The following is a 25,528-nucleotide window of genomic DNA, read 5'->3' as shown; positions in this document are numbered from 1 at the left end:
GGACGGGTAATCGCGGGTAATCGAGCGCATCGCCAGGGGACGTCCGTCGTTGGACCATTCGTGTACAGCTTCGACGATTCCGTCTCCCCCAACACCTCCGGCCCCTTCGCCGCCGCGGCAGCGGCGCAAACGGGCACACCGATCTTCGACAAACTGATGGAAGAGTGGCAGCGGATGTTCCGGGCGGTGCCCGGGGACCGCTACGGGGAAGGCTTCGGCGCGGCGGCGAACGGCCTGACCGGGTACGCCCCGGGGGGCTACGGGATGTCCGCACCGATGCCGGTCCCGGCCTTCCGGCCCGATCCGGGATACCCGCAGGCGTACGCAGGTCCGAGCGGTTACCCGGCCCCGGGTGCGCCCGGCGGCACGGGCGGCTACGAGGCAATGCCGCAGGGCGGCACCGGCGGCTACGCGCACGCCGGCCCGCAGGCCGCGCCGCAGCCGCACACGCCGCCGCCCGTGCACTACCAGATGGACACCCCGCCGCCCGGGAACGTGCAGAGCCACCCGCAGCAGCTCGGCGGCTACGACCCGTACGCCCGTACCGCGCGCCACGCGCAGCCGCAGGCGCACGCGCAGTCCGCAGCGGTGCGCTCCGAGTTGGCGCTCATGCCGGTGGCCGGCTTCCAGGCGCCGCAGCAGATGCCGCTGTGACGGACCGGCACGTGCGCCGGGCGCCGCGCTGCCGCGCGGACACGGGTGAGGCCCGGGACCCCTGGACGGGGTGCCGGGCCTCACGCGTCCGCGGACCGAGGACCGCGGGTACAGGCTTCGCCTGCCGGCCTTACTTCTTGCCGGGCTTGCGGGACCGCTTCTCGCGGACCTTCATGCGGATCTCGATCGGGGTGCCCGGGAAGCCGAACTCCTCGCGCAGCCGGCGCTCGACGAACCGGCGGTAGCCCGCCTCCAGGAAGCCCGAGGTGAACAGCACGAAGCGCGGCGGCTTGGTGCCGGCCTGGGTGCCGAACAGGATGCGCGGCTGCTTGCCGCCGCGGACCGGGTGCGGGTGGGCCGCGACGATCTGGCCGAGGAACGCGTTGAGCCGGCCGGTCGGGACGCGCTGCTCCCAGCTGTCCAGCGCGGTCTCGATGGCGGGCACCAGCTTCTCCATGTGCCGCCCGGTCTTCGCCGAGACGTTCACCCGCGGCGCCCACTGCACCTGCACGAGGTCCTGCTCGATCTCGCGCTCCAGGTAGTAGCGGCGCTCCTCGTCCAGCAGGTCCCACTTGTTGTACGCGATGACGATCGCGCGGCCGGACTCCACGGCCAGCGAGATGATGCGGGTGTCCTGCTCGGCGAGCCGCTCGCTCGCGTCGATCAGGATGACCGCGACCTCGGCCTTCTCCAGCGCCGCGGTGGTGCGCAGCGAGGCGTAGAAGTCCGCGCCCTGGGTGAGGTGGACGCGCCGGCGGATACCCGCGGTGTCCACGAACTTCCAGGTCTTGCCGCCCAGTTCGATCATCTCGTCGACCGGGTCGCGGGTGGTGCCGGCCAGCGGGTCGACGACCACGCGGTTCTCGCCCGCGAGCTTGTTGAGCATCGAGGACTTGCCGACGTTCGGCCGGCCGAGCAGCGCGACGCGGCGGGGACCGCCGATGCCGATGCCGTACCGCTGCGCGGGGGCCTCGGGCAGCGCCTCCAAGACCGCGTCGAGCAGGTCGCCGGAGCCGCGGCCGTGCACCGCGGAGACCGGGTACGGCTGGCCCAGGCCGAGCGACCACAGCGAGGCGGCGTCGGCCTCCTGCGCCATGTTGTCGACCTTGTTGGCGGCCAGCACGACGGGCTTGCCGGCCCGGCGCAGCAGCTTGACGACGGCCTCGTCGGTGTCGGTCGAACCGACCGTGGCGTCGACCACGAAGAGGATCGCGTCGGCGTTGTCGATGGCGTACTCGGCCTGCAGGGCGACCGACAGGTCGATGCCCGCGACGTCCTTCTCCCAGCCGCCGGTGTCGACCACGGTGAAGCGGCGCCCGTTCCAGTCGGCGTCGTACTTCACCCGGTCGCGGGTGACGCCCGGGGTGTCCTCGACGACCGCCTGGCGGCGGCCGATGATGCGGTTGACGAGCGTCGACTTGCCGACGTTGGGGCGGCCCACGACGGCGAGGACCGGCATGGCGGTGTGCGCCTCGGCCTCTTCCTCGCCGCCGCCGAGCAGGTCGCCGCCGGCGTCCACCCACTCGTCGGGGTCGTAGTCGGCCTCCCACGCCTCGGGGTCCATGACCCCGGAGTACTCGTCGGCGGATGCGCCGGAACCGGCGTCGTGCTGCATGGGTGGCGTCCTCGTGATCGGTGGTGTTCTGCAGGCCGGGCGTCGCTCAGGCCGGGACGGCGGCGGGTGCCGCGCTCCGGCCGGTCAGACGCTCGGCCTCGTGCAAGTGTGCGGTCAATCGCTCGACGATGCGTTCCGACGCGTCGGTCACCGCGCGCCGCGAGCGCTTTCCGGTGTCCGGCGCGGGCAGGAACGGCTTGCCGTACACGACGTCGATTTTCGCCCGCCACGACGGCAGCGCGGCGATGGACGCGCCGCGTTCCCCGGTGCCCAGGCACGCGACCGGCACGATCGGCGCCCCGGAGCGCATGGCCAGGTAGGCCAGCCCGTTGTGCACCTCGCCGAAGTCGCCCGCGCCGCGCGTCCCCTCGGGGAAGACGCCCAGGCAGTTGCCGGCCCGGAGCACGGTGAGCGAGTCCATGATCATGCCGCGGTCCGCGCTGCCGCGGTGCACCGGGATGTGCCCGATGCCGCGCAGCACCGGGTCCATGATGCCGGTGAACATCTCCTGCTTGACCCAGAAGTGCACCGGGCGCGGGCAGAACGCGTACAGCAGCGGGCCGTCCGCGAAGTTGGTGTGGTTGCCGGCCAGGATGACCGGGCCGCCGAGCGGCACGTGGTGGGTGCCCAGCGAGCGGATCCGCCAGAACGAGCGCAGCAGCGGGATGCCGATGCGGTGCGCGGCGGCGGACAGCGGCGGCTTGGTGATGTCGGTGGGGACGGGCCAGCGCGTACGGCCGCCCTCGCCGGTGCGCCGCGGTCCGGGGATCAGGCTCACCGCACCGCGTCCTCGGCGCGGGTCCCGACCAGGGCGAGCAGGTGCTCGACGACCTGGTCGCGGTCCATCTCGGTGGTGTCCACGAGCACGCCGTCGGCGGGCATGCTCAGCGGCGCGGTGGCCCGGCCCGAGTCGAGCGCGTCGCGGCGGGCCAGGTCGGCCTGGGTCGCGGTGACGCTGGCCGCCGGGTCGTCGCTCTCCGCGTTGCGGCGCGCGGCGCGGGCCGCCTCGGAGGCGGTCAGGTAGACCTTGAGCGCGGCGTCCGGCGCGACGACGGTGCCGATGTCGCGGCCCTCGACGACGATCCCGCCGGCCCCGATGGCCGCGCGCTGCAGCGCGACCAGGCGGGTGCGGATCTCGGGGACCGCGCTGACCGCGCTGACCGCGCCGGTGACCTCGGCGCCGCGGATCGGCCCGGCGACGTCGATGCCGTCGACCGTGATGGTCGGCCCGGCCGGGTCGGTGCCGGAGACCAGCTCCGGCTTGTCGGCGGCGGCCGCGACGGCTGCCGCGTCGTGCACGTCGACCTGGTTGTGCAGCATCCACCACGTCACGGCGCGGTACATGGCGCCGGTGTCGAGGTAGCGCAGCCCGAGCCGCTGCGCGACGGCGCGTGAGACGCTGGACTTGCCGGAGCCGGACGGACCGTCGACCGCGACCACGATCGTCGCGAGCGGCGTGCGTGTTTCCACGGTCGATGACCCTTCGCTTCCTGGGGGATGTCCCCCCGAGGGTACCGGGAACCACACGGACGGATCATCCCCGTAACCGCTCGCGGGCCCGGGCGCAGGCCGGACGCAAGCCGGGCGCGGGCCCGCGGGCGGGCGGGTCAGGCCTCGGGGAGCGGGTGGCGGTACAGGGCGGCGGCGTTGCGGAAGGTCATGGACTCGACTTCGTCGTCCGGGACGCCGGCGAATTGGCGGGCCAGGATCTCCTGGCTGTCCGGCCAGGTCGAGTCGGGGTGCGGGTAGTCGGTCTCGACCATGATGCGGTCGACGCCGACGAGGTGCCGGAGCTGCATGGTCGCGGGGTCGGACAGGACGGTGAACCAGAAGTTGCGGCGCAGGCAGTCGATCGGGGAGAGCGGGCCGAAGTCGGCGCTGTAGTCCAGGTCGCGGCCCATGAACTCGATGCGGTCGATGAACATCGGCACCCAGCCGATGCCGCCTTCCGACAGCGCGATGCGGATCTCCGGGAAGCGCACCGGGATGCGCGCGAAGAGCCAGTCGGCGGCCGCCGCCATCGCATTGACCGGGAACAGCACGCCGAGCACGGCCGCGGTGGAGTCGCGGGACGGCACGAGGGTCTCGGAGGACGACCCCACGTGCAGGTTGACGACCGTCCCGGTCTCCTCGCAGGCCCGGAAGAAGGGGTCCCAGTCCTGGCTGTAGAGGGACGGGAGGCCGAGCCGCTCGGGATTCTCGGTGAACGACACCGCGGTGAAGCCGCGCGCTGCGTTGCGGCGGATCTCGTCGGCGGCCAGGTCCGGGTCGCCTAGCCAGGGCAGCTGGCAGGCGATGAACCGCTCGGGGTACGGCCGCACCCAGGCGTCCAGCAGCCAGTCGTTGTACGCGCGTACGGACGCCAGGCCCAGGTCGCGGTCCTTCATGGCCGCGAAGCGGCGGCCCGCGAAGCCGAACGGCGCGGAGGGGAAATTGAGCTGGGCGGCGATGCCGGCGGCGTCCATGTGCCGGACGCGCTCGTCGGCGTCGTACACCGCGGGGTGCAGTTCGTCGAAGTGGACAGGCCCGAGGTAGCCCTTGCCCTGCTCCCAGCCGCGGAGCGCGTCGGAGCCGAGGAGCGGGACGCGTTCGTCCTCGAAGACCCACCAGTCGTTGCCGTGCCCGTCGCGTTCGAGGTGCGGGGCGCGGTCGCGCAGCCTGGCCGGCATGCGGTCGCGGAACAGGTCGGGCGTCTCGATGAGGTGGTCGTCGACGGAGATGATGCGGTAGCGGCCGCCGCGCTGCGGGACGTCGCCTCGGCGTACCAGCTCGCCCTTCGGTCCGGCATAGGCCAGAATGCGTTCGAGCAGGTCAGCCATGGTGTGCCTCCGGGGTGGGGGTGCTGCGCAGGATGGTGCCGGGCAGGCGGTCGAGCCCGGCGGTGGCGGGGCGGCCGTGCGTGCGGATGGGGACGCCGGCCACCAGGACGTGGTCCAGGCCGGCGGGCTCGTCGGCGATCAGGCGCTCGCCGTCCGCGGGGAGGTCGCGCACCCGGCGGACCGGGCCGGGCGACAGCGCCGCATAGTCGAGGACGGCCAGGTCGGCGTGCGCGCCGGGGTGCAGGCGTCCGCGGTCCAGGCCGAGGACGCCGGCGATCTGGCCGGTGAGCTTGTGCACGCCTTCTTCGACGGGCATCACGTCGCGGTCCCGGACCCAGCGGGAGAGGAAGTCGGTGGGCATGACCGCGTCGCAGATCTGGCTCACATGCGCGCCCGCGTCGGACAGGCCCATCAGGCAGCCTTCGCCGCGCAGCAGGGTGGTCACGCCTTCGACGTCGTCGTTCGCGAAGGTGACGGTGAACCGGCAGGCCAGCCGGTCCTCCAGGGCCAGGTCGCACACGACGTCGAACGCGGTGCCGCCGCCGCGCTCCGCGGCGATCGCGGTGACGGAGCGCCCGACCAGGTCGGGGCGGGCGGGCGAGTGCGCGACGGTGATGGTCTCCCAGCGCGGGTTCAGCCACTTCCCGCTGGTGAATTCGGCCCAGGCCCGGGACCGCCAGGCGGTGTCGCGGTACACCCGGTGGCGGTCTGCGACGGGCACCGCGACCAGTTCGGCGAAGGCCGGCAGGGAGTAGAACGAGGTCGGTTCAGCGACCGAGAACTCCTGCGTGATGGGCCGGCAGGTGACCTGCGCCCACACGTCGGCGCCCGCCCGGCGGCCCGCGAGGTGGTCGGCGAGCTTGGCGGCGTACGGCGCCCGGGACGCGGTGCCTTCCGGGTAGGTGAGGATCGACGTCCAGGTCAGCGGGCGGCCGAGGCGGCGCTGGAAGTCGTAGACCCAGCCGTAGTTCTCGCCGGTGGCGATGTGCACGATGCCCCGGCCGGTCTCGGCGGTGACCTGCGCCAGCGCCTCGACCTCGGCCTGCTCGGCGACCATCGAGGGGACGAGGCGGCCGCCGTCGCCGAGGTGGAAGCCGGCCCGGTCGCTGGAGAAGCCGAGCGCGCCGCCGCGCAGCGAGTCCGCGACGACGGCCCGCATGCGGTCGAGTTCGGCGCCGGTGGCGGGCCGGTCGTACGCCGCCTCCCCCATGACGTAGGTGCGCACCGCGGTGTGCCCGACGAATCCGCCGAAGTGGATCGCGGTGCCGCGGCGGGCGACCGCGTCCAGGTACTCGGGGTAGGTCTCGAAGTCCCAGGCCACGCCCGCGGCGAGGGTCTCGGCGCGCATGTCCTCGACCATGGCCAGGGTGCCGAGCAGCGAGCGGCGGTCCTGCGGGCGGGCCGGGGCCAGGCTGTAGCCGCAGTTGCCGGCCACCACGCCGGTGACGCCGTGCCAGGACGACGGGGTGAGCAGGCCGTCCCACAGGACCTGCGGGTCGTAGTGGGTGTGGATGTCGAGGAATCCGGGGACCACCAGCTGCCCGGTCGCGTCGATCTCGCGGGCGCCTTCGACGCGCTCGGCGATCTCGGTGATGCGGCCGCCGCGGATGCCGACGTCGGCGCGGCGCGCGGGCCCGCCGGTGCCGTCGACGACCGTGCCGCCGCGTACGGCGATGTCGTTCGCGCTCATCTCTCCTCCAGACGCGGCCCGGTCGTGCCGTTGCCGGGCCGCGGCCGCAACGTATCCCTGATACATGCCCAAGGCAAGAGTTGCCTTAGGCATGTATAAGGGACGAAGCAGCACATGGGAGCGGGGAGATGGCCGATCGACCGGTACGGTTCAGCCATGGTCGAACGTCGTTCCCGCGGCACCGCCGAGGCTTCCCCGGACTCCCCCGGCTCCCCCGGCCCCCCGGGCTCTCCGGACTCCCCGGCTGCCCCCGCTTCCGGCGCGGCGGACCCGGGCGACCGCGTCATCCGCGCCATCCAGCAGTTCACCCGCAGCCCGGCGCACGCGGAGCTGTCCCGCGCCCTGTACCGCGCGGGCGGCAAGGACCTCACCCCGGCGCAGGTCGACGCCCTGGAGACGCTCGCGGCACAACCCGAGTGGCACATGCACGAGTTCGCCCGCGCCCTGGACATCAACCAGGGCGCGGCCAGCCGTACCGCCGAGCGCCTCGTCAGGCTGGGCCTCGCGGAACGGCAGCCCGATGCCGCCGACCGCCGCTACGTCGTCGTCCGCGCCACCACCACGGGCCGCCGGGCCGCCGGCCGCATCCGCCGCGACCGCCACGCCCTGATGCAGGAAGTCCTCGGCGGCCTCGACGACACCCGGCGCACCGCGCTCGCCGAACTCCTGGAACACCTGACCGAGGCAATGGAAGCCACCCTGGCCCGCCGCACCGGCACCGCGGCCGACCCGGCGGACGCCGCAGCGGCCGAACCCGCGAACGCCGGATAGGCGTCGCGGGCTCGGCCGCGGAAGCCACGGCCTCTCGCGTTGCGGGAGGCGCTGCAGGTCAGGCCTTGGCGGCAGCCTGCGCCGGAGTCTCGGACCGGTCGGCTGCATCCCCTGCGTCCCCCGCGTCCGCCGGGTCGATGCGGTGGTCGGCGATCAGGCGGGGGCGGCTGCGCGGGAGGCCGGTGAGGGCCACGACCAGGACCAGGAAGCCGGCGACCGCGCCGATGGCGAAGGACGCGGTGAAGGCGCCTTCGGTGGGGACGGCGACCGGCAGTCCGGCGATCAGGTGGCCGGTGAGCAGCGAGGTGACGACCGCGCTGGCCAGCGAGCTGCCGACGGAGCGGGCGATGGCGTTGACGCTGTTGGCGATGCCGGTCTGGGCGGCCGGGACCTCGGCGACGATCAGCGCGGGCATCGCGGCGTACGCGATCGCGACGGACGACTGCACGGCGACCGCGGTGGCGATGAGGTGCCAGCTCTTGTCGTGCGCGAACACCAGGAAGGTGTACGCGACCAGGCTGATCAGCCCGGCGACGGCAAGCGCGTGGCGGCCGCCGAAGCGGCGGACCAGGATGCCGCCGACGGGTGCGGCGATGATCGCGGAGAGCGCACCGGGCAGCAGGTAGACGGTGGATGCGGAGAGCACCGAGGCGGAGAAGCCGTAGCCCGCGACCTTCTCGGGCATCTGCACGAACTGCGAGACGGCCAGGAAGCCGACGAACATGTTCACGCCGACCAGGACGCCGGCGATGTTGGTGAAGGCGACCGTGCGCTTGACGAAGACCTTCATGTCGATCATCGGGTCGGCGATGCGGCGCTCCGCGGTGGCCCAGGCGGCGAACAGCAGCGCGGCGAGGGCGAACAGGCCGAGGGTCTTGGCGGACGTCCAGCCCCAGGCGTTGCCTTGCGAGACGGGCAGCAGAAGGGCGACGAGGGCGAGGCCGAGCAGCGCGGCCCCGGTCCAGTCGATGCGGCCGGTCGCGGTCGGGGTGCGGCGCGGCAGGACCAGCGCGACGGCGGCCGCGGCGAGCGCGGTCAGGATGGCGGCGGCCCAGAACACGCGGTGGTAGTCGCCGTCGTGGTTGGTGAGCAGGCCGGTCAGCACCAGGCCGATGCCGCCGCCGATGCCGATCATGCCGGACACCATGGCCATCGCCCCGGTGAGCTTGTGCGGCGGCAGTTCGTCGCGCAGCGCCCCGAGCGCCACGGGGAACAGGCCGCCCCACGCGCCCTGCAGCACCCGGGCCACGATCAGCAGCGGCAGCGAGGACGTGAGGGCCGCGAGCAGCGAGCCCGCCAGGATCATGCCGAGCGCGACCAGAAGCATGCGCTTCTTGCCGTACAGGTCGCCGGTCTTCCCGAACAGCGGCGTCATGACCGCGGCGGCCAGCAGGTTGGCGGTGAGCACCCAGCTGATCGCGCCCGCGTCGGCGTCCAGGTCGGCGCCGATCGCGCCGAGGACCGGGACCACGAGGGTCTGGAGCATGGCGCCGACCATCGCGGCGAAGGAGAGCGCGCCGATCAGGGCGCCGGGATGGGGAGCGCGGGTGGCGCGCGCGGGCGCCGAAGCTGCGGTGGCAGGCACGGGCGAAGTCCTCGGGGTGATGGGCGGCAGTACGCAGACACAAACTCGACAGTGTGTCGAGTATTCCCGATGACGCGTCGAAAGCGCGAATCGGGGCCGCCGCAGGCATGCGGCGGGCCCGGGAGCAGATGCTCCCGGGCCCGCGGTTTCGGGAACCGGGGCACATGGCCCCGGCGGCCGTCCGGCGCGGGTGGGAAGGGTCCTCCCCGCGCCTGGCCGGCCGATCTCCGCCCCCCGGCGGCGGAGTCCCGATGGCAGGTCGCCGTACGGCCGGGAGCTGGCACTCCGGGCCGCCCGGCGGCCGGTGGTCAGGCCGTCGAACAGTCGAATCAGGCGGACAGCCGAACCTGTGCGCCGGCGCACCGCGGGACAAGGGGAACCGCGGAACGGCCGGGCATTCGTACGGTCGTGCAGCGTGCGGTCGAACTGCCGTGCATCCGCGCTGCCGTGCGGCAGCGGGCGGACCGGGTGGTGCGAACACCCGGCCGTGTCGGGGGCGTCGTCACGGGGTGGCCGTGCGCGGCGCCGGGTACTTCCTGGCGAGCGGTCCCCTCATGCGAGCGTGAGCGTGAGGGTTCCGGCATAGGCACCCGCGGCCGCGAACCGGGGTGTGGTCAAGGTGAGTTCCGCGTCGGCCGCGAACTGCCCGCCGGTCGGGCCGGCCGCGCTTCCGGCCTGGCTGCACAGCGTCGCCGGGGTGCTGCCGAGCGGACCCGCGGCGCCCGGGGACACCGCGGACAGGCTTCCGGCGGCCGCGACGCAGGCCGGGGCCCAGCCGATGCTGCCGGCCGCGATCTTGTCCCGGCCGTTCTCCGCGGCCAGGTCGGTCATGGTGCCGGTGAGCGACCAGCCGAGGCTGCCGCCGCGGGTGTCGACGACGGTGATGCGGTTCAGTGCGGCCTTCAGGCTCTGCTCCTCGCCGTCGAGCGTCGCGGTCCCGAAGCCGATGCCGCTGCCGGCCTGGCTCATCGACAGGGTGCCGGGGGCGGCCGGGACGATCGCCGCCTCGCCGCCGGGCGCCGGCCCGGGCGCCGCGGCCAGGGCGAACGGGACGGACACGGCGGCGCTGTCGGAGATGCCTTCCCGCACCCGGATCTTCGCGGTGGCCGGGTCGGTGACCGTGTACGGCGTGGCGAACGAGCCCGCCGCGTCGGTGGCGGCGAGGATCGTGTGCGGGCCGTCCCGCCCGTCCGCGCCCGTCTGGACCACGGTCACGCTGCCGTTCGGGGTCCAGTTCCTGCCGGTCACCGCCACGGTCGTGCCGACCGGGCCGCCGGGCCGGTCCAGCTCGACCGTACGCGGACCGGCCGGAGCAGGCGCCTTGACCTTGAGGGAGGCCTGCGCCTGCTTCTCGCCGCCCGCCACCTTGACTTTGTACGTGCCGTCAGGAACACCCGCGGCGGCCAGGGTCGCGCTGCCGGACAGGTTGCCCTGGCCGTCGATGGCAAGCGTGTTGGCGGTGAACCGACCGGCGCCGCAGTTCGCCCCGGCCGCGTCGCACAGGGAGATCTGCGGCGCGGCGCTCGGGGTGAACTTCGCGCCGGTCAGCGTGAAGGTGCCGCCGGGCCGGACCGCGTCCGCGGGGGCGGCCAGCGTCGCCGGCCCGCTCGCCGGGCTTTCGACGCCGACCTTGGCCACGGCTGCGTCCCCGCCGGACTTGACCGTGCACACGGTCGGAAGCCGCGGTCCCCCGGAGGCGGGCTGCGCGTCGGTCACCACCTTCACGACGGTGAACTCGATCCCCCCGCCCGCGGCGGCCGCGGCCGGAACCGTGAAGTTGCCCGCGAACGGCGGGATCGGCGGCGCCTGGCCCGGCTCCACCTGGACCGTGCTCTCTTCGCCGATGACGGTGACCTCGCCGGTGGCCGCGCCGCGCATCGCGAGGGTGATCGACGGCGTCACCCGGACCGACAGGCCGGCGGTGCCGACCGCGGGGCCCGGGCCGAGCGTGACCGAGCCCTTCAGCGAACCGCCCGGCGCGACGGCCGACTTGTCCAGGACCACCGCGACGTCCTGCGGGCCGGTGACAGTGCCCTGGCCGGCCGGGAGGACGCATTCGACGACGGGCGTGACGGTGCCGGCGTCCGCGCCCGGGGCCGCGGCGAGCAGCCCCGCGGCCGTGAGCGCCCCGGCGGCCGCAACCGCTCCGGCCCGCCGCGGCACCATGCTTCGCAACAACACTGCGCTCCTTCGCAAATCCGCCCCGCCCACACCGGTACGCCCGGAAATCACCGCAGCAGCGGTCCGGCAGCCTTTGTGGAATCTGACCGCAGTCCGGCAAAAAATCAAGCGGTAAATTCCCTCGATCGCTGATTACACGTGTCACCGCAAAGAATTCCACGGCGATGATCTTCGTATCCCGGAAGCTCCCGGAAACAATTCGGTTTCCGCGCCGAGGCGGCGCGATCCACCCCGATTCCCCGGCCGACGACAGCCGGGACCACCAGCGGCGAAGCCACTCATGCTGGTGACACGTGTCGACTCGCCGCCAGGCGCACGACCTCAAAGAATCTTGGTCATCCGTTGTTGACATCGCGCAGTGAGCAGCCTTTAATAAAGCATCGAAAGTCGTGCCATGCGACGTCATTCATTTCCCTCGGGAAAATTCCCGGAATGAGGCCGGCGGGGCACGCCGAATGCTTGGGGAGCATTGCGGAGTCGCACCGCGACGGCGATATCCCGTTCGGCCCGCGGCACGCTGCGCCATATCCGCGGCCCGCGTCTCCGGCCCCTGCTGCCGGGCCTGCCTCCGGCCTTGCCGCCGGACACCCCCGCGCGGCCCGGATAATGAACGTCATGGACGAGCATGCGTCGGACGACCGCAGCACCGGCCGCAGGCGCGGCCCCAGCAAGGGCGACCTGCGCGAGCAGGCGATCCTGCGGACCGCGAGCACGCTGCTGGCCAACAAGCCGCCCGAGCGCATCACCATCGACGACCTCGTCGCCGGGGCGGGCATCTCGCGTCCCAGCTTCTACTTCTACTTCGCCGGCAAGCAGGCCGTGTTCGAGGCACTCCTCGAGCCGGTGGCGGACGGCTTCGTCGAGGTCGCCGAGGCCTGGCTGACCGACCCGATCGGCCGCGACGAGCTGCGCCAGTCGCTGGCCCGGGTCGCCGCGCTGTGGCAGCGCCACGGCCCGCTGCTGCGGGTGATGCTGCGCGAGGACGCGGGCGGCGCGCTGCTCGAATGCCGCGAGCGCCTCCTGGGCCGGCTGGCCGGCAACGCCACCGCGCGCATCGAGCGCGACCGCGAGTCCGGCATCGCCCCGGACGGCCCGCCCGCCGAGGCACTGGCCGCCCTCCTCGTCCGGCTGCTGACCGCGTCGCTCACCGACGCCATCGGCCCGTCCGGCACCGAACCGGTCCCGGACGAGCTGCTCGACACCCTGACCACGGTCATCGGCCGGACCATCTACGGCCGTACCCCGACCGAGGTGCACGGCGGCGCGCCCGCCGCGGAGGCCGCAGGCCGCACGGCGACCTGACGCACGGCCGCCCGGCACAGCGGGCGCGTCGGCCTGCTCCGTCCGCCTCGTTCAACCTTGTCCTACTTTGCAATATTCTTTGCCGCTTTGTTCTTATCCGTCCCGTTTCCCGTTCGCGGAAGCAGGGCTACGGTGTATAGAGGCGGCGTACACGTGGGCTGTACAGGGGATCACGTGCCCGCCGCACGCTCGGGGAGGCTCGGGGAGTCCACCCGAAAGCAGGTCCCATCATGACCACCCTCGGCCTGGACGCCGCCCAAGCCCTGCGCGGCGCCTTCCGCGGCGACGTCCTTCTTCCCGACGCACCGGGCTACGACGACGCCCGCACCCTCTTCAACGGGTCCATGGACCGGCATCCCGGCGCCATCGCGCAGTGCACCTCGCGCGAGGACGTCGCCGCGGCGCTCGCCGCGGCCCGCGAGATGGGCATGGAGGTATCGGTGCGCGGCGGCGGGCACGGCGTCGCGGGCAAGGCCCTCACCGACGGCGGCCTGGCCATCGACCTGCGCCGCATGAACGCGGTCACGGTGGACCCTTACGCCCGGCTGGTCCGCATCGAAGGCGGCGGCACCATGGCCGACCTCGACGGCGCGACCCAGCCGTGCGGGCTCGCCACCACCGGCGGCCGCGCCTCCACGACCGGCATCGGCGGGTTCACGCTGGGCGGCGGATCCGGCTGGCTGGAACGCAAGTTCGGGCTGGCCTGCGACAACCTGACGGCGGTCGAGATGGTCACCGCCGACGGCCGCATGATCGAGGCTTCCGAGACCGAGCACTCCGAGCTGTTCTGGGCGCTGCACGGCGGCGGCGGCAACTTCGGCATCGCCACGTCGTTCACCTTCAAGCTGTACGAACTCCCGGCGTTCAGCATGGCGCTCATGATGTGGCCGCCCGAGTACGGCCCGGACGTGCTGCGCACCTACCGCGACTTCTGCGAGACGGCCCCTGACGAAGTGGGCGGCGGCTTCATCTACCTGGTGGGCCCGCCGGAGGAGTTCGTCCCGCCGCACCTGGTGGGCCGGCTGGCCTGCGCCGTGCTGATCACGTACGCCGGGACCGAGGCCGAATGCCGGGACGCCGCAGCTCCGTTCCTGGGCCTGGCCCCCGACGGGGCGATGATCGCGGAACTGCCGTACATGATGTTCCAGACCATGCTCGACGACCCACCGGGGCTGCGGAACTACTGGTCCGCGGAGTACATGGACTCCTTCCCGGACGCCGCGGTCGACGCCTTCTGCGCGCGGTCGCCCGGGATGGTCCAGCCGTCCGCCTCCATGAACGCCTTCTTCCCGCAGGGCGCGGCGGTCGCCACCCGCGCCGCCGGGAACCCGCTGGCCTGGACCGACGCCCGCTACGGCGTCCACCCGTTCGCACTCTGGGAGGACCCGGCCGACGACGCCCAGGCCGCGCAGTGGGCGCATCAGGTGTGCGCCGACATGCGGCCGTGGTCGACGGGCTCGACCTACCTGAACTTCATCGGCGACGAGGGACAGGCCCGCATCGTCGACGCTTTCGGGCCGGACAACTACCGGCGGATGGCGGCGGTGAAGGCGGAGTACGACCCGGACAACGTCTTCCACCTCAACCAGAACATCCCGCCTATGTAGGCTCCGCGGGCAGGACCAGCCACAGCGTCTCCAGCCGGAACGGCAGCAGCGCCGGACGGCCGTTGGGCGGGCGCATGTAGAGACTGTCGCCGGCCATCGCCAAGTGCGCGACGGTGCTGGTGAGCGGCTCCCCGTTGTACGCCGTCGCCGCGACCCGCACCGCGCTGCCCCGGTCCAGCGCCTCGGCGAGGACCAGGCAGTCCTCCGGGCCCAGCAGCGGCGCCGCCTCGTGCAGCCGGGCCGCCTTCGCGCTCAGCGCCGGCGCCGCCCGGGACGCGCGGTCCAGCAGGTCGGCGGCCCACGACCGCCAGTCCTCGGACAGGTCCTCCGGCATCGGCAGGGCGACAGGCCAGCTGCCCTGGTCCTCGGTGTCCGCCCGGTATTCGGCGGGGCGTTCGACGAGTGCGCTGCCGGTCTCGGTCTCCGCGGCCGGGGCGTACCCGGCCCGGCGCAGGCGGCGTACCGCCTCCTCGACCGGCTGGGCGCACAGCAGCACGGTCGGGGCGATGCGGCGGAAGCGCAGGGCGGCCAGGCCCCGGTGGTGCAGCAGTTCGGTGATCAGGGCCTCGTCGTCCGAGTAGACGACGCCGGCGGCGGGTGCGGCCCGCACGATCCCGTGGCGGCGCCCCACGTCGTGGATCAAGTATTCGAGCGGCTGCGGGAGTTTGCCGATCGCCACGGCGGCGAGGTCGGCCAGCAGGCCGGCCGCGCTGCCGCCCGCGTCCAGGTGCCGGCGTACCGACTCCTCGGTGAAGCGCCACACGCGCCCGGACGGCTCCGGCTCGGCGCATCCGGCCAGCAGCCGGGCCAGTTCGACCGCGGCGGTACCGGTCACCACCGCGGTCATGTCGCTCGGGAAGTGCGCGCGCCGGACCGCCGGCGGCAGGAGCTCCTCGGCCGCCGCGAGCAGCGCCGCGGCGCTGTGCTGCACCGCCACGCCGCCGCCCAGCGCGGTGAGTGCCCCGCACGCCACCAGGCCGAGCAGGGCGGCCTCCTGCAGGGTGGCCGCGGTGAAGGCGACGGCGTCGAAGCGGCCCCGGTACGCGGTCTCGATCTCGTCGGCGACATCGCGGCAGTCCGGGCAGTCGCACGCGGACGCGAACGGGAAGTCCCCGGGGGTGACCACTCCCCCGACATCGGTGGGCGCTTCGGGATCGCCGGCACCTGGCGGCGGCGCGGGCGGCAGCGGGAGCGGGGGCGGCGGGGTGGACGGCCTGGGCGGCACCGACGGCTTCGGCGGCACGACGAGGGATGCGGCGGGGACGGGAGCGGGTGCGGCGGGTGCGGCGGGCGGAGCCTTCGGCGCCGGCGGAGCCGCGGTAGCGGTCGGCGCGGGCGGAGCCGCGGCGGGCGCGGTGCCCGGATCTGGGGAAGCTGCTGCAGGCGTGCTGCCCGGCTCGGGGGGAGCCCCGGTGGGCGCGATACCCGGCTGAGGGGGCACCGCGGCAGGCGTGCTACCCGGCTCGGGGGGAGCCCCGGCGGGCGCGATACCCGGCTGAGGGGGCACCGCGGCAGGCGTGCCGCCCGGCTGAGGCGGAGCCGCAGCGGGCGTCGTACCCGGCTCGGGCGGTGATGCTCCCCCAGCAGGCAACTCGGCCGCCCGATCCCCCTCTTCGGGCGTTTCACCGGGCGCCGCGGGTCCCACCCGTACCGTCACGCTGTCGCGGGCGACCGCCAACGCCGCGGTGTGCGCGGCGAGATGCGTCGCCGTCCCGGCGGTGTCGCCGCCGCGGCCTGCGTCGGGGCCGTCGTCCGGCCCCTCCCAGCCCGCGTCCAGCCCCGCCACGATGTCCTCCAGCCCCTGCCGGAACGGCGTGGGGCACATCCAGGCCACGCAGCGGGCCAGCGCGCCGATGTCGGGCACCGCGCGGTCGGGGCCCTGCGAGCCCAGCGTCCGCAGCAGCGCCCCGCGCGCGACCAAGGCCAGGCCCCCGTGCACGGGGGCGCCGGACAGCGGGGCGGGCGGGCGCCCGGCGCGTCCGGCCGCGGCTTCCGCAGCGTCCAGGGTCGGGACGTCCGGCATCGTGACCCACCCGCGGACCAACGCCAGGAGGCGGCCTGCCGGTTCGCTGTCCAGCCAGGCGTCGTACGCGGCGGTCGGCAGGACGCGGCCGCGCTCGCCGTCGGCCAGCAGCAGCCCCGCGGACTCGGCGATGTGCAGCCACAGGCGGACCGCGCCCTCCTCGCAGGCGAGTTCACGGGCCAGGCGGCGCACCTCGCGCACGCCCACGCCGCCGCTCTTCAGCAGCTGCGGCGGGGCCAGAGCGCACGTGTGCAGCAGGCGCGACGCGATGTCGAGCGCACCGGACGCCGCGGCCGCCGACTCGCGCAGCACCACTGCCCGGTCGACCGGCACCGTCGCCACCGCGGGCGGCCGCGCCTCGAACGGCACCCGGTAGTCGTCGCCGCGCAGGGCCAGGGCCACTTCGCGCGGCATCATCTCCCAGCCGTCCCCGGTCGGCAGCAGGAGCCCGCGGCGGCGCAGCCGCGCGAAGCCGTCCTGCGCCGCGGCACCCTTGGGCCGGCCGCCCGCGTAGTAGCCCCACGCCGCGGCCGGATCACGGCGGATCCCGATCTCGGTCAGCTCGTCCAGCGCGGCGCGCGCAGGCGGGTCGAGGCGGGCCGCGATCCGGCGTACCACGGCCGGATCGCCGAGCAGCCGCGCGGCCAGCAAGGCGTTGTCGTCCTTGCGGCCGGCCGGCAGGCCGCCCAACTCCCGCACGATCGCCTGGAGATCCTCCGCACGCTGCCCGAGCAGCAGCCCGTACGCGGGCGCCCCGAGCCCCAGCGGCAGCGGGAACACCGCGGCGGCCCCCGGGTGCAGCCGTATCCGCCCGTCCTCGGGCCACGCCAGCACCCGCCCGGTGAGCGACTCCAAGGCCGGGCCCAGCTCGGACAGTTCGGCCTGCTCGGCACCGCCGACCAGGGCCAGCAGCGCATCGGGCTCGACCACCACCACGGGATCGTCGTCCAGCCGCGGGCCGGCCTCGCGCCCCAACCGCGCGGCCCCGCCCGGCGGCCGCTCCTCCGCCACCGCCCACAGCACCTCGAGCAGCTGCAACTCGCCCCGGCTGAGGAACGAACAAGCCAGCAAGGCCGTTTCGGGATCCGCGAGACAGACCGCGACATGCCGCAAAGTGGTAGGCCGCGGATCATCGGGCACGGTGGGCGTCGTCGTCACGATACGCGCGAGGTCGGATGCGGAGAGCGAAGCGAGGTACACCGCGAGCGAGTCGGTGGTGGACAGCGTCACCCCTCCAGACTGCCAGATGCCCACGACGCCATGGCAGTTACCAGGGGTGGCGTGGGGGTGGCGATGCAACGATCCGGTCATCCCCCGCCACAACCCGCCCCAACCCGAACACCCATCCCACCCGTACGCCCGAACCGGCCTTGCACCCAGACCGCGGCCCCGCCGTCCACGTCAGCAACTGCCAAGAACCGGACCGGCGCCCGATCGCCGCGCGGAACGCAGGACCTCCGGCAGGAGTCAGCGCTGGACGTTCCAGCCCTTGCGGCGGAGGTCCACGACCAGGCCCTCGGCGGCGGCCGGGTCCACCATCAGCTCGACGAGACCCGCCGGGCGGCCCGGGGAGTGGTCGATGGTCATGTCCTCGATGTTGACGCCGGACGCACCGACGTCCGCGAAGAGGCGGGCCAGCTCGCCCGGCTGGTCGCCGACGACCACCGGGACGGCGTCATACCGCGCGGCCGGTGCACCGTGCTTGCCCGGGATCCGGGCGTGCCCGGCGTTGCCGCGGCGGAGGATCCCGGTGATGCCCTCCGTGCCGCTGAGCCGCTTCGCCTCGTCCTCGGCGGCCAGCGCGCGCAGCGAGGTGACGGTCTCGTTGAGGTCGTCGGCGAGACCGGCCAGGACGTCCGCGACGGCGGTCGCGTTCGCGCCCAGGATCTCGATCCACAGCCGCGGGTCCGACCCGGCAATGCGGGTGACGTCGCGGACGCCCTGGCCGGCCAGCCGGGTCGCGGTGTCGGCCGCGTCCTCCAGGCGCGCGGCCATCAGCGCGGACACGAGGTGCGGCGCATGCGACACGAGCGCGACCGCGTGGTCGTGCGCCCGGGGCTCCATGACCACCGGCACCGCCCGGCACAGCGCGACCATCTCCAGCGCCCGGTTGAGGGTCTCGGTGTCGGTGTCCCGGGACGGGGTCAGCACCCACGGCCGCCCGTCGAACAAGTCCGCCCGGGCGGCCAGCGGCCCCGACCGCTCCCGGCCGGCCAGCGGGTGCCCGCCGATGTAGCGGGAGATGTCGCAGCCCAGTACCTCGATGTCGCGCAGCGGCTGCTCCTTCACGCTGCCCACATCGGTGTAGCTGTGCGCCAGCCCGGCGTCCTGGCACTCCTTGAGGGTGCTCCCGATCCGGTTCGGCGGCACGGCCAGCACGGCCAGGTCCACACCCCCGGCCGGCGGCGCCTCGTCCAGCCCGGCCCCCAGCGCCGCGGCAGTCCGCGCCGCGGTCGGATCGGCGTCCCGCAGGTACACCGTGATTCCCCGAGCGGTCAGCGCGAGCGCGACGGAGGTCCCGATCAGACCCGTGCCGACGACGGCAGCACTACGCATCAGGGAACTCCGTTGCAGACGAGAGGACGCGAATCCCCCTCAGGCTAACCGCCCCCCGGCCACCCCTCACGCGCTGTCTGCCCAGTGGACACCGGGCGACCAGCCATTCGGTGGCCGGGCGGCTGCCGCTACCCGCAGACCTCGACCCGCCCGAAGCCGTCCGCGAGCGGCCGCGCTGCGTCCGATTCCTGCACCGGGTCGGCGTGGATCCGGGCCGTGGCACGCCACGACACGATGGCGGACTGCGCCGCGCGCCTCGCCTCGGGCTCCACGTCGCCGGACAGTGCCCCGCGCAGTTCGAGGGCGAACTCGCGGGTCTCCGCCTCGCTGAGATGGCGTACCCAGGGGAACGCGTCGTGCAGTGGCACGCGACCTGCTTGGGATGTCGGCAACGGACCGATCACTCACCTGTCGGCGGGGTGTCGTGGGTGGGGTGGAGTTCGGCCCATCGGCGGCCTAGTTCCTGGTAGTAGGCCGGTTCCCAGGAGGATTTGCGCAGGACGTCGTCGAGGACCGGGTACGGGGCGAGCGTGCGGCGTTCGCTGAGGAGGTCCTTGGCGAGGACGCGCAACGGCTTGGCGGGGTCCTTCTCCAGGGTCAGGACGACGCGGACCAGGCGTTCGAAGAGCTTGCGGACGGTCTTGGGGTCGGTGCCGGACTCGACCAGGCGGTCGCCGTACCTGGTGGGGTGCAGCAGGACCTGCCGGACGGCCTGGCGTTCGCGTTGGGACCACTTCGGGGCGCCGTCGAGGCGCTTGGGGAAGTGCTCGGCGACGTACGGCAGCAGCCTGATGTCGGCCAGTTCCAGGGCCGCGGCCAGGGCGACGACGTCCTCGACGAAGGCGACGGCGCGGTCCGCGCCGCCGTCGGCGATCTGGTCGACGGCGAACTCCAGGGCGTCGATGTCCTCGTCGTAGACGCCGCGCTGCTTCCAGCGGTCGCGTTCGGCGGTGGCGGCGCTGGGCGGCGGGTCGTCGGGGCGGTCCGGCACGGGGGCGGGGCGGCTTGCGGAGGGGGCGGGGAAGGCCTCGGGTTCGGCGGACGTGCGGGCATCGGCGGACGTGCCGGCGTCAACGGGCGAGGCCGTCGGCTCGGGATCGCGTCGGGGATCGGGCTCCGCCACGGGGGCGGGGGCGGTCGGGGCGGACAACTCGGCGGGGGCCTCGGGCTCGGCTGTGCGGGCCTCGGGCTCGGGGCTGCGGGGCGGCGGTGGCTCAGCAGCGGCGGGGGCCGGCGCGGGGGTGCGGGGGCGCGGTGCAGGGGTGGATTCGAAGCCCCGGTCGCGCTGCTTGGCCGGAGTGCGGCGGGGAAGCTGCGCGGGGGCGGAGACCGCGGCAGCGGCAGTGGTCGCGGCCGGCGCGGGGGCTGGCGCGGGCTCAGGCGCGGGCTCAGGCGCGGGGGCGGGGGCGGGTGCTGCAGCCGGAGGTTGTGCCTGCGCCTGCGGCTGCGGCACGGGCATGAACCTCGTACCTTCCGCAGGTTCCGGGTCGTCGCGCCACAAGCCCGCGTGGGTGCGGATCTCCTGGACCGGTTCGGCGCGGTACGGCGGCTCGACCTCGTCCACTGTCGCGTCCGCGAGTGCGGCCTCGGTGTAGCCGATGTCGGTGCCGAAGTCCGCCCCCGTGCCGACCGCGCTGCGGGCGAAGCGGTCGCGGATCTCGACGGCCCGGTCGTACGGCGGATAGCGCCGCAGTTCCTGGAGGCTGCGCAGCAGCGGGTACATCGTGTCCCAGTCGGCCTCGACGTAGCGCCGCACCATGTGGTCCGCGGCGGCCCGGTACACGTCGGTACGCGCCTCCGCGTCGGGGTCGATGCGGTGCCGGCCGCTCCACACCTCCTGCGAGGGCCAGCGCGGCACCACCACGAACCGGGGCCGCCCGTTGCCGTCGGTGGTCTCGTACGTGGAGAAGGTCAGCGGTCCCGGCAGCGGCACCGTGATCAGGTCGAACAGCCCCCACAGCAGCGCGACCGGGTCGCCGCCGCAGTCGGAGAGCCGGATCGAGAAGCTCATCGCGGGCCGCCGCAGCACCGCGGCCAGCACCTCGACGAGTTCGGCGGCGCGTTCGCGGGCCGCGTCGCGCAGGCCGAACGCCCGGTCGGCCAGGGCGTCGTCGAGGATCGTGTACGGGACGCGCGCGAGCCGCCGCCCGACCGGGATCTCGCCCAGCGGGGGCTGCCCGCCGCGCCACGTCCACTTGTCGAGGGCCAGCACCGCGTGCGGCAGGAGCCCGGCCCGGGTGCCGAGGAGGACGTGCGCGTGGTTGCCGAGGCGGCCTTGCTCGAACTCCGAGGCCACCCGGTGGATCACCGCCGCATAGCTGTCGACGTGGGTGAGGGACGTGCTGGTCAGCGGCGCGCCGTCGCCGCCGAACTCCGCGGCCACCGCCTCCGCGAGGTCCGGCGCTATCCGGGCCAGGTCCACGACCGGTAGCGAAGTCGCCGCCGGGCCCAGGCCCTTGCGTCCGAACAGGTCCTGGCGCTGCCACCGGTAGACGATCTGGTGCAGCGGCTGCCGGGTCGTCGCCGGTCGGGTGGTGCCCTCCATGACTACCCCTCCAAGGGGTCCGCCGGGTCGGGAAGGAGGGATCGGCTGGCCGCCCACAGCCGGCCGATCTCCTCGAAGAAGCGTGCGCCGAGGCCGTGCACGACCGCGGCCCGGATGAGTTCCTGCTGGTACGGGCGATAGGTGCCGGGGACGGTGTCGAGGTTGCGGACGACCGCGGCCAAGTGGTCGGCCGCGCTGTCAGTCTGACACCCGTCGAGGACATATGCGGCGAACTGGCCGATGATTGACGCGATCTGATGGCGCGCCACACCGCACCGGTCGACCGTGCGCAACGGGCCGTCGAGCCCGGCGAGCACGCGTTCGAGCGCGGCCTGCTCGCGCGGGGTCGGGAACCGCGGCGGACTGGCGACCAGGACGCTCAGGCGTTCGACCAGCGCGGGCAGCAAGGCCTCGTCCGCGCGTTCGAGCCCGACCGCCACCGCGACCAGGTCCGCCTGCTCCAGACGCGCCCGGAACTCCGGGTCCTGCACGGTCGCGCCGCCCGCGAGCCGGCGCGCCGCATCGGCCAGCGCCTGCAGCGCATGGTCCGATACGCCGTCCTCGGCCCACCCGGCCCGGTCCCAGTCGCGCGGCGTACGCTCGGGCGGCCCGTTGGGAGGCGGGGGTGCCGCCGGGGCACCTTGCGGTGGCAGCAGCCCGCGCGTGCCCGGCGCGAGCGGCCCGCCCCCTGGCTGCCCGGGGCCGCCTGCCCGGCCGGAACGCCGCGCGCCGGGCGGAGCCGCCGGAGCCGCCCGCTCGGGGACCGGCAGCGCGACGGGGAGGTAGCGCGTCTCGGGCTGCTCCGGGGCGGGCCCGTGCGGCCGCTCGATCTGCGGCGGCGCCACCGGTGCGGCCGGCGCGGGCGCCGCGCCCGAACCACCGCCGGGGGCCGGGGAAGGCGGTGCCGGGATGTCCATGCTCCGCACCTTGTGCCGCGCCGCACCCGGACCGCCCGGCCCGATGGAATCCACCGCCCCGGCAGGCCCCTGCGCGTGGCCTGCCGACAGCGCCGCGCCTGGGACGGCCGAACCCGCGGCCGCCGGACCCGTCGCGCCCGAACCCGGGGCAGCCTGACCCGTCGGGGCCGAACCTGCGGCGGCCGGACCCGCGGCAGCCGGACCCGGCACCGCCTCCGCGCGGCGCCGCGCCGCCCCGGAGTCCGGATCCGGGACCGACGCCCGCACCAGCGAGTCCCACCCGCTCGGCGCCGCCGCACCCGACCGCCCCGCCGCACCGTGCGGCGAAGCCCCGTGCCGGCGCCCGGCCTTCACCAGCGACACCCGGGACTCGCGGTCCGGGGCATCACCGCCTGCCGCCTGCCGGCCGGCGTCACCGGCCGCGACCACGGGCATGTGCGCGGTCTCCGGCAGGTTCCTGGCCGCCGCAGCCAGCGCCGCGGCGGCGCCCACGGCACCACCGGATCCACCAGAACCGCCGGAGCCGCCGGCACTCGGCGCACCGCCGGCCGCGGAAACCCCCGCCGCCCACGTCGGGTCCGCCGTACCGCCCGCGCCCGGCGCGGCCCCCGCCTTCGCACCGGCCCCCGCCTTCGCGCCGGCCTTCGCCGCACGCGCAGGCGGATCCGCCTCCAGCACCCGCAGCACCGCCTGCGCCTTGGCCCACGGCTCCAGCTCCGCGGCAAGGCGCAACTCGACGAGCAGCGCCCGGGTTTCCTCCCACGGCCGCTCGGCGTAGCAGGCCACCAGGCGGCGCGCCGCCTCGGCGTAGATGCCGCCGCGCGGCCCCGCGTCCCCGCCGATGTCCAGCCGCTCGCGCGCGGGCGACTCGTCGCGCGGCCAGTGCGGCAGCACGACGAACCGGGGGCGGCTCGCATCGTCGCGGGTCTCGTACGTCGAGAAGCTCCAACTCCCCCGCACCAGATGGCTGACCAAGTCGAACACGCCCCACAGCAGCGGCGTGGGGTCCGGGCCGGCGTCGCGCTGCAGCAGCGAGAGCGTGGCACGCGGGCGCGCCAGCAGCGTCTCGACGATGCGCTCCAGTGCCGGACGCCTGGTCCGGGCCGCCGCCCGCAGCCCGGCGGCACGCTCGTATGCGACGGCGATCAGGCGTTCCGCGGAGATCCCGGTGAGCGCGTAGCCCGGCGCGACTTCGCCCGGCGGCCCGCCTTCGCCAGCCCAGTCGAACTTGCCGAGCGCCAGCACCACATGCGGCCCCAGCGCCCGCCCCGGGTCGAGCAGCACGTGGGCCACGTTGCCGGGCCTGCTGTCGCGCCCGTGCAGCGCGAACTCGCGGTGCACCAGCGCGGGCCCCGAACTGGTCCGGGCCCAGCACACACTCGTGTACGGGCCGCTCTCGGCGTCGACGTCCATGCCCACGTGCCCGGCCAGTTCGGCCGCCCATGCATCCAGCCCGCCGGGCGCAAGGGACGTCGCGACGGGCCCCAACCCGTGCCCGCCCAGCAAGTCCCGGTCCTGCCACCGGTAGACGATCCGGTCGAGGATCGCTCCGCCCGTGTTCGCCGCCACGCCACCCCCCACCCCGATCGACCGGGTGGCGCATTCGAACGCGGCGCGTCACCCTGCCAACGTTCTAGCAGGCGTTGCCCGGCGCCGCAGCCGGGTGGCGAACCCAGTGGCGTGTCGTACGCCGCAACTTCCCCGGACGCGCGTCGACCACGCGTGCGCGACCGCTCAGCGGGGCACCCGCCGCCGGTCCGGCACCACCGGCAGCTTGCGGTCGCCGTACCCGTACGCCATGCCGAACACCACGATCATCACGCCCACGAACAGGATGTTGCGGATGACAGCGGCATAGCCGCGCTCCACCACGTCCGTGAACGGGTACGGGTACCAGTCGGTGATCGCCCCGTGGATCAGCGTGTAGACCGCCCAGCACAGCGGAAAGGCCAGGATCAGCACCGGAGTCGCCCGGTCGATGCGCGGCCGCGGCCCGAACAGGAACCAGCCCAGCACGGCCACCGCAGGCATCGCGTAGTGCAGCAGCTTGTCCGCGAACAGCCCGGCCCCGTGCAGCTCGACGGTGCCGGCCAGCACTGTCCCGTACACGATCCCGGTCGTGGTGATGCACACCAGCGCGGTCAGCCGCAGGACCCGCCACAGCGGCCCGTCCCGGTCCGGCCGCAGCGTCAACTGCACCGCGGTCACGGTGATGAGGATGTTGCTCTGGATCGTGAAGAAGCTGAAGTACCGCAGGATCCGCACCGCGGGGTTGTCCGACGAGGACTCGGAACTGCCCTTGGCACTCAGCACGAACTGCGTGATCAGCCCGACCAGCCCGATCAGCGCGGTCAGCCCGTGCCACATCCGCGCGAACGTGCGCACATCCTGGCGGCTGAGCCCCAGCCGCTCTTCCGAACCGGTCGAATCCATCCCAAGATCATAGAAAAGCGCCGCCGCACCGAAGTGCAGCGACGCTCTTCCTTCTCTCCGGCTCGGGCCGCTTTCACCGCAGGCGCAGCAGCTCCAACGGATTCAGTGTCATCGGGAAGGGCTCCTCCCACGAGGTGTCCTTGCCGGCCGGTGCCACCGACCGCTCGACATAGCGGCCTGCCTCCAACTCGCTGATCACCAGCTTCGGGGCCGGCCGCATGTCGAGGCGCCAGTACCAGGGGATCCCGGCCGCCGCGTAGATCGCCGGTTTCACCGTGACGTCGTTCGCCCGGTTGGACGGCGACGCGATCTCGACGGCGAGCAGCACCGCCTCGGCAGGCACTGCCCGGCCGTCTTCGTCGCTCGCCGCCAGGTCGTCGACCAGGACGATGTCCGGAATCAGCAGACTGTCGGCGAACACGACGTTGACGGCCTCGTACACGACGATCGGGAACCCCGCCGCCGCAGCGGCGCTCTCCAGCCGGTTCGCCAACCGCCGCGAGGCCATCTGATGCGGCAGTCCGGGACTCGGCGACATCAGCAGCGACCCGCCGACCAGCTCGGTCCGCTGCTCCGCGTCGTCCGGCATCCGCAGGACTTGTTCCACGGTCCACGGCTGACTGATTCCAGTCCGCTGTGGAACCTCCACCTGGGCAAGACTCATGACCCCCTCCGTCCGGTTGTCCTCGGCGCCGTCAGTTTCGTCGCGTCGGTCGACCATGTCCGGGAATCACCGTCATTTCACTCTTCGGAGCGAACGCCTGTGCGGGTGCCGTACAGACCCCCTTCATCGTAGAAGAGCGCCGCCACGCTCCGCGTAGCGACGCTCT

Annotated in this window: 18 protein-coding genes; 4 read left to right on the top strand and 14 right to left on the bottom strand. The window is 74.1% G+C overall.

The features are described from left to right. The first annotated feature begins 60 nt into the window (after positions 1-60). Entirely contained in the window at positions 61-654 is a 594-nt protein-coding gene (locus LZ495_RS32705; RefSeq protein WP_235056667.1) for a hypothetical protein, read from the top strand. Positions 655-784: 130 nt separating this feature from the next. Here the strand turns inward: LZ495_RS32705 and der are convergent, their stop codons facing one another. The 5 genes from der to LZ495_RS32680 all read right to left on the bottom strand — a co-directional run bounded on the left by der (position 785) and on the right by LZ495_RS32680 (position 6,778). After that, positions 785-2,269, bottom strand: a complete 1,485-nt coding sequence (gene der, locus LZ495_RS32700) for a ribosome biogenesis GTPase Der (RefSeq protein ID WP_235056666.1) — start codon at positions 2,267-2,269, stop codon at positions 785-787. A gap of 46 nt (positions 2,270-2,315) precedes the next feature. After that, a complete protein-coding gene (locus LZ495_RS32695; RefSeq protein ID WP_372498675.1) occupies positions 2,316-3,038 on the bottom strand; it encodes a lysophospholipid acyltransferase family protein in 723 nt (240 codons plus the stop codon). A gap of 5 nt (positions 3,039-3,043) precedes the next feature. Beyond that, positions 3,044-3,739 (bottom strand): (d)CMP kinase, encoded by a 696-nt coding sequence (cmk, locus tag LZ495_RS32690; protein ID WP_235056665.1) that lies wholly within the window; start codon positions 3,737-3,739, stop codon positions 3,044-3,046. Positions 3,740-3,876: 137 nt separating this feature from the next. After that, on the bottom strand, positions 3,877-5,088 hold the full coding sequence (locus LZ495_RS32685) for an amidohydrolase family protein (RefSeq protein WP_235056664.1): 1,212 nt from the start codon (positions 5,086-5,088) through the stop codon (positions 3,877-3,879). Continuing rightward, positions 5,081-6,778, bottom strand: a complete 1,698-nt coding sequence (locus tag LZ495_RS32680; protein WP_235056663.1) for an N-acyl-D-amino-acid deacylase family protein — start codon at positions 6,776-6,778, stop codon at positions 5,081-5,083. Before LZ495_RS32680 ends, LZ495_RS32685 begins: the two co-directional genes overlap by 8 nt. 156 nt (positions 6,779-6,934) lie before the next feature. Here LZ495_RS32680 and LZ495_RS32675 point away from each other — a divergent pair, with 156 nt between their 5' ends. Beyond that, positions 6,935-7,549 (top strand): MarR family winged helix-turn-helix transcriptional regulator, encoded by a 615-nt coding sequence (locus LZ495_RS32675; protein ID WP_235056662.1) that lies wholly within the window; start codon positions 6,935-6,937, stop codon positions 7,547-7,549. A gap of 58 nt (positions 7,550-7,607) precedes the next feature. Here the strand turns inward: LZ495_RS32675 and LZ495_RS32670 are convergent, their stop codons facing one another. Together LZ495_RS32670 and LZ495_RS32665 are read right to left on the bottom strand one after the other, a co-directional pair. Beyond that, positions 7,608-9,134, bottom strand: a complete 1,527-nt coding sequence (locus LZ495_RS32670) for an MFS transporter (RefSeq protein ID WP_235056661.1) — start codon at positions 9,132-9,134, stop codon at positions 7,608-7,610. 552 nt (positions 9,135-9,686) lie between these two features. Beyond that, positions 9,687-11,312: a hypothetical protein gene (locus tag LZ495_RS32665; RefSeq protein WP_235056660.1), complete on the bottom strand. Its 1,626-nt coding sequence runs from the start codon at positions 11,310-11,312 to the stop codon at positions 9,687-9,689. A gap of 618 nt (positions 11,313-11,930) precedes the next feature. Here LZ495_RS32665 and LZ495_RS32660 point away from each other — a divergent pair. After that, positions 11,931-12,617, top strand: coding sequence for a TetR/AcrR family transcriptional regulator (locus tag LZ495_RS32660; protein ID WP_235056659.1), 687 nt, complete (start codon positions 11,931-11,933; stop codon positions 12,615-12,617). A gap of 230 nt (positions 12,618-12,847) precedes the next feature. Beyond that, complete coding sequence (locus tag LZ495_RS32655) at positions 12,848-14,224, top strand: FAD-binding oxidoreductase (protein ID WP_235056658.1); 1,377 nt, start codon at positions 12,848-12,850, stop codon at positions 14,222-14,224. Here the strand turns inward: LZ495_RS32655 and LZ495_RS45075 are convergent. The 7 genes from LZ495_RS45075 to LZ495_RS32620 all read right to left on the bottom strand — a co-directional run bounded on the left by LZ495_RS45075 (position 14,217) and on the right by LZ495_RS32620 (position 25,362). Beyond that, positions 14,217-17,501, bottom strand: a complete 3,285-nt coding sequence (locus LZ495_RS45075; protein WP_235056657.1) for a helicase-associated domain-containing protein — start codon at positions 17,499-17,501, stop codon at positions 14,217-14,219. The two genes, LZ495_RS32655 and LZ495_RS45075, sit on opposite strands and share 8 nt — an antisense overlap. A gap of 213 nt (positions 17,502-17,714) precedes the next feature. Continuing rightward, positions 17,715-18,806 (bottom strand): prephenate dehydrogenase, encoded by a 1,092-nt coding sequence (locus tag LZ495_RS32645; protein WP_268823646.1) that lies wholly within the window; start codon positions 18,804-18,806, stop codon positions 17,715-17,717. A gap of 125 nt (positions 18,807-18,931) precedes the next feature. Continuing rightward, positions 18,932-19,171 carry a hypothetical protein gene (locus LZ495_RS32640; RefSeq protein WP_235056655.1) on the bottom strand — a complete coding sequence of 80 codons (240 nt, stop codon included), beginning with the start codon at positions 19,169-19,171 and terminating at the stop codon, positions 18,932-18,934. A 32-nt stretch (positions 19,172-19,203) separates the two neighbouring features. Continuing rightward, positions 19,204-21,348, bottom strand: a complete 2,145-nt coding sequence (locus LZ495_RS32635; protein ID WP_235056654.1) for a hypothetical protein — start codon at positions 21,346-21,348, stop codon at positions 19,204-19,206. Positions 21,349-21,350: 2 nt separating this feature from the next. Further along, positions 21,351-23,834 (bottom strand): hypothetical protein, encoded by a 2,484-nt coding sequence (locus LZ495_RS32630; protein WP_235056653.1) that lies wholly within the window; start codon positions 23,832-23,834, stop codon positions 21,351-21,353. Positions 23,835-23,999: 165 nt separating this feature from the next. Continuing rightward, entirely contained in the window at positions 24,000-24,698 is a 699-nt protein-coding gene (locus tag LZ495_RS32625) for a Pr6Pr family membrane protein (protein ID WP_235056652.1), read from the bottom strand. Positions 24,699-24,771: 73 nt separating this feature from the next. Beyond that, positions 24,772-25,362 (bottom strand): Uma2 family endonuclease, encoded by a 591-nt coding sequence (locus LZ495_RS32620; protein WP_235056651.1) that lies wholly within the window; start codon positions 25,360-25,362, stop codon positions 24,772-24,774. Positions 25,363-25,528 lie beyond the last annotated feature (166 nt).

The organism is Yinghuangia soli (assembly GCF_021502675.1).
Classification (GTDB): Bacteria; Actinomycetota; Actinomycetes; order Streptomycetales; family Streptomycetaceae; genus Yinghuangia; species Yinghuangia soli.
Note: the sequence above shows the minus strand (reverse complement) of the source record. Positions and strands in the feature narration are given on the sequence as shown.

Excerpts from the sequence above, each read along its gene's own strand:
- LZ495_RS32635 (WP_235056654.1), bottom strand. The coding sequence starts at position 21,348 with ATGGAGGGCACCACCCGACCGGCGACGACCCGGCAGCCGCTGCACCAG.
- LZ495_RS32675 (WP_235056662.1), top strand. The coding sequence starts at position 6,935 with ATGGTCGAACGTCGTTCCCGCGGCACCGCCGAGGCTTCCCCGGACTCC.
- LZ495_RS32655 (WP_235056658.1), top strand. The coding sequence starts at position 12,848 with ATGACCACCCTCGGCCTGGACGCCGCCCAAGCCCTGCGCGGCGCCTTC.
- LZ495_RS32620 (WP_235056651.1), bottom strand. The coding sequence starts at position 25,362 with ATGAGTCTTGCCCAGGTGGAGGTTCCACAGCGGACTGGAATCAGTCAG.
- LZ495_RS32625 (WP_235056652.1), bottom strand. The coding sequence starts at position 24,698 with ATGGATTCGACCGGTTCGGAAGAGCGGCTGGGGCTCAGCCGCCAGGAT.
- der (WP_235056666.1), bottom strand. The coding sequence starts at position 2,269 with ATGCAGCACGACGCCGGTTCCGGCGCATCCGCCGACGAGTACTCCGGG.
- LZ495_RS32680 (WP_235056663.1), bottom strand. The coding sequence starts at position 6,778 with ATGAGCGCGAACGACATCGCCGTACGCGGCGGCACGGTCGTCGACGGC.
- LZ495_RS32660 (WP_235056659.1), top strand. The coding sequence starts at position 11,931 with ATGGACGAGCATGCGTCGGACGACCGCAGCACCGGCCGCAGGCGCGGC.
- LZ495_RS32685 (WP_235056664.1), bottom strand. The coding sequence starts at position 5,088 with ATGGCTGACCTGCTCGAACGCATTCTGGCCTATGCCGGACCGAAGGGC.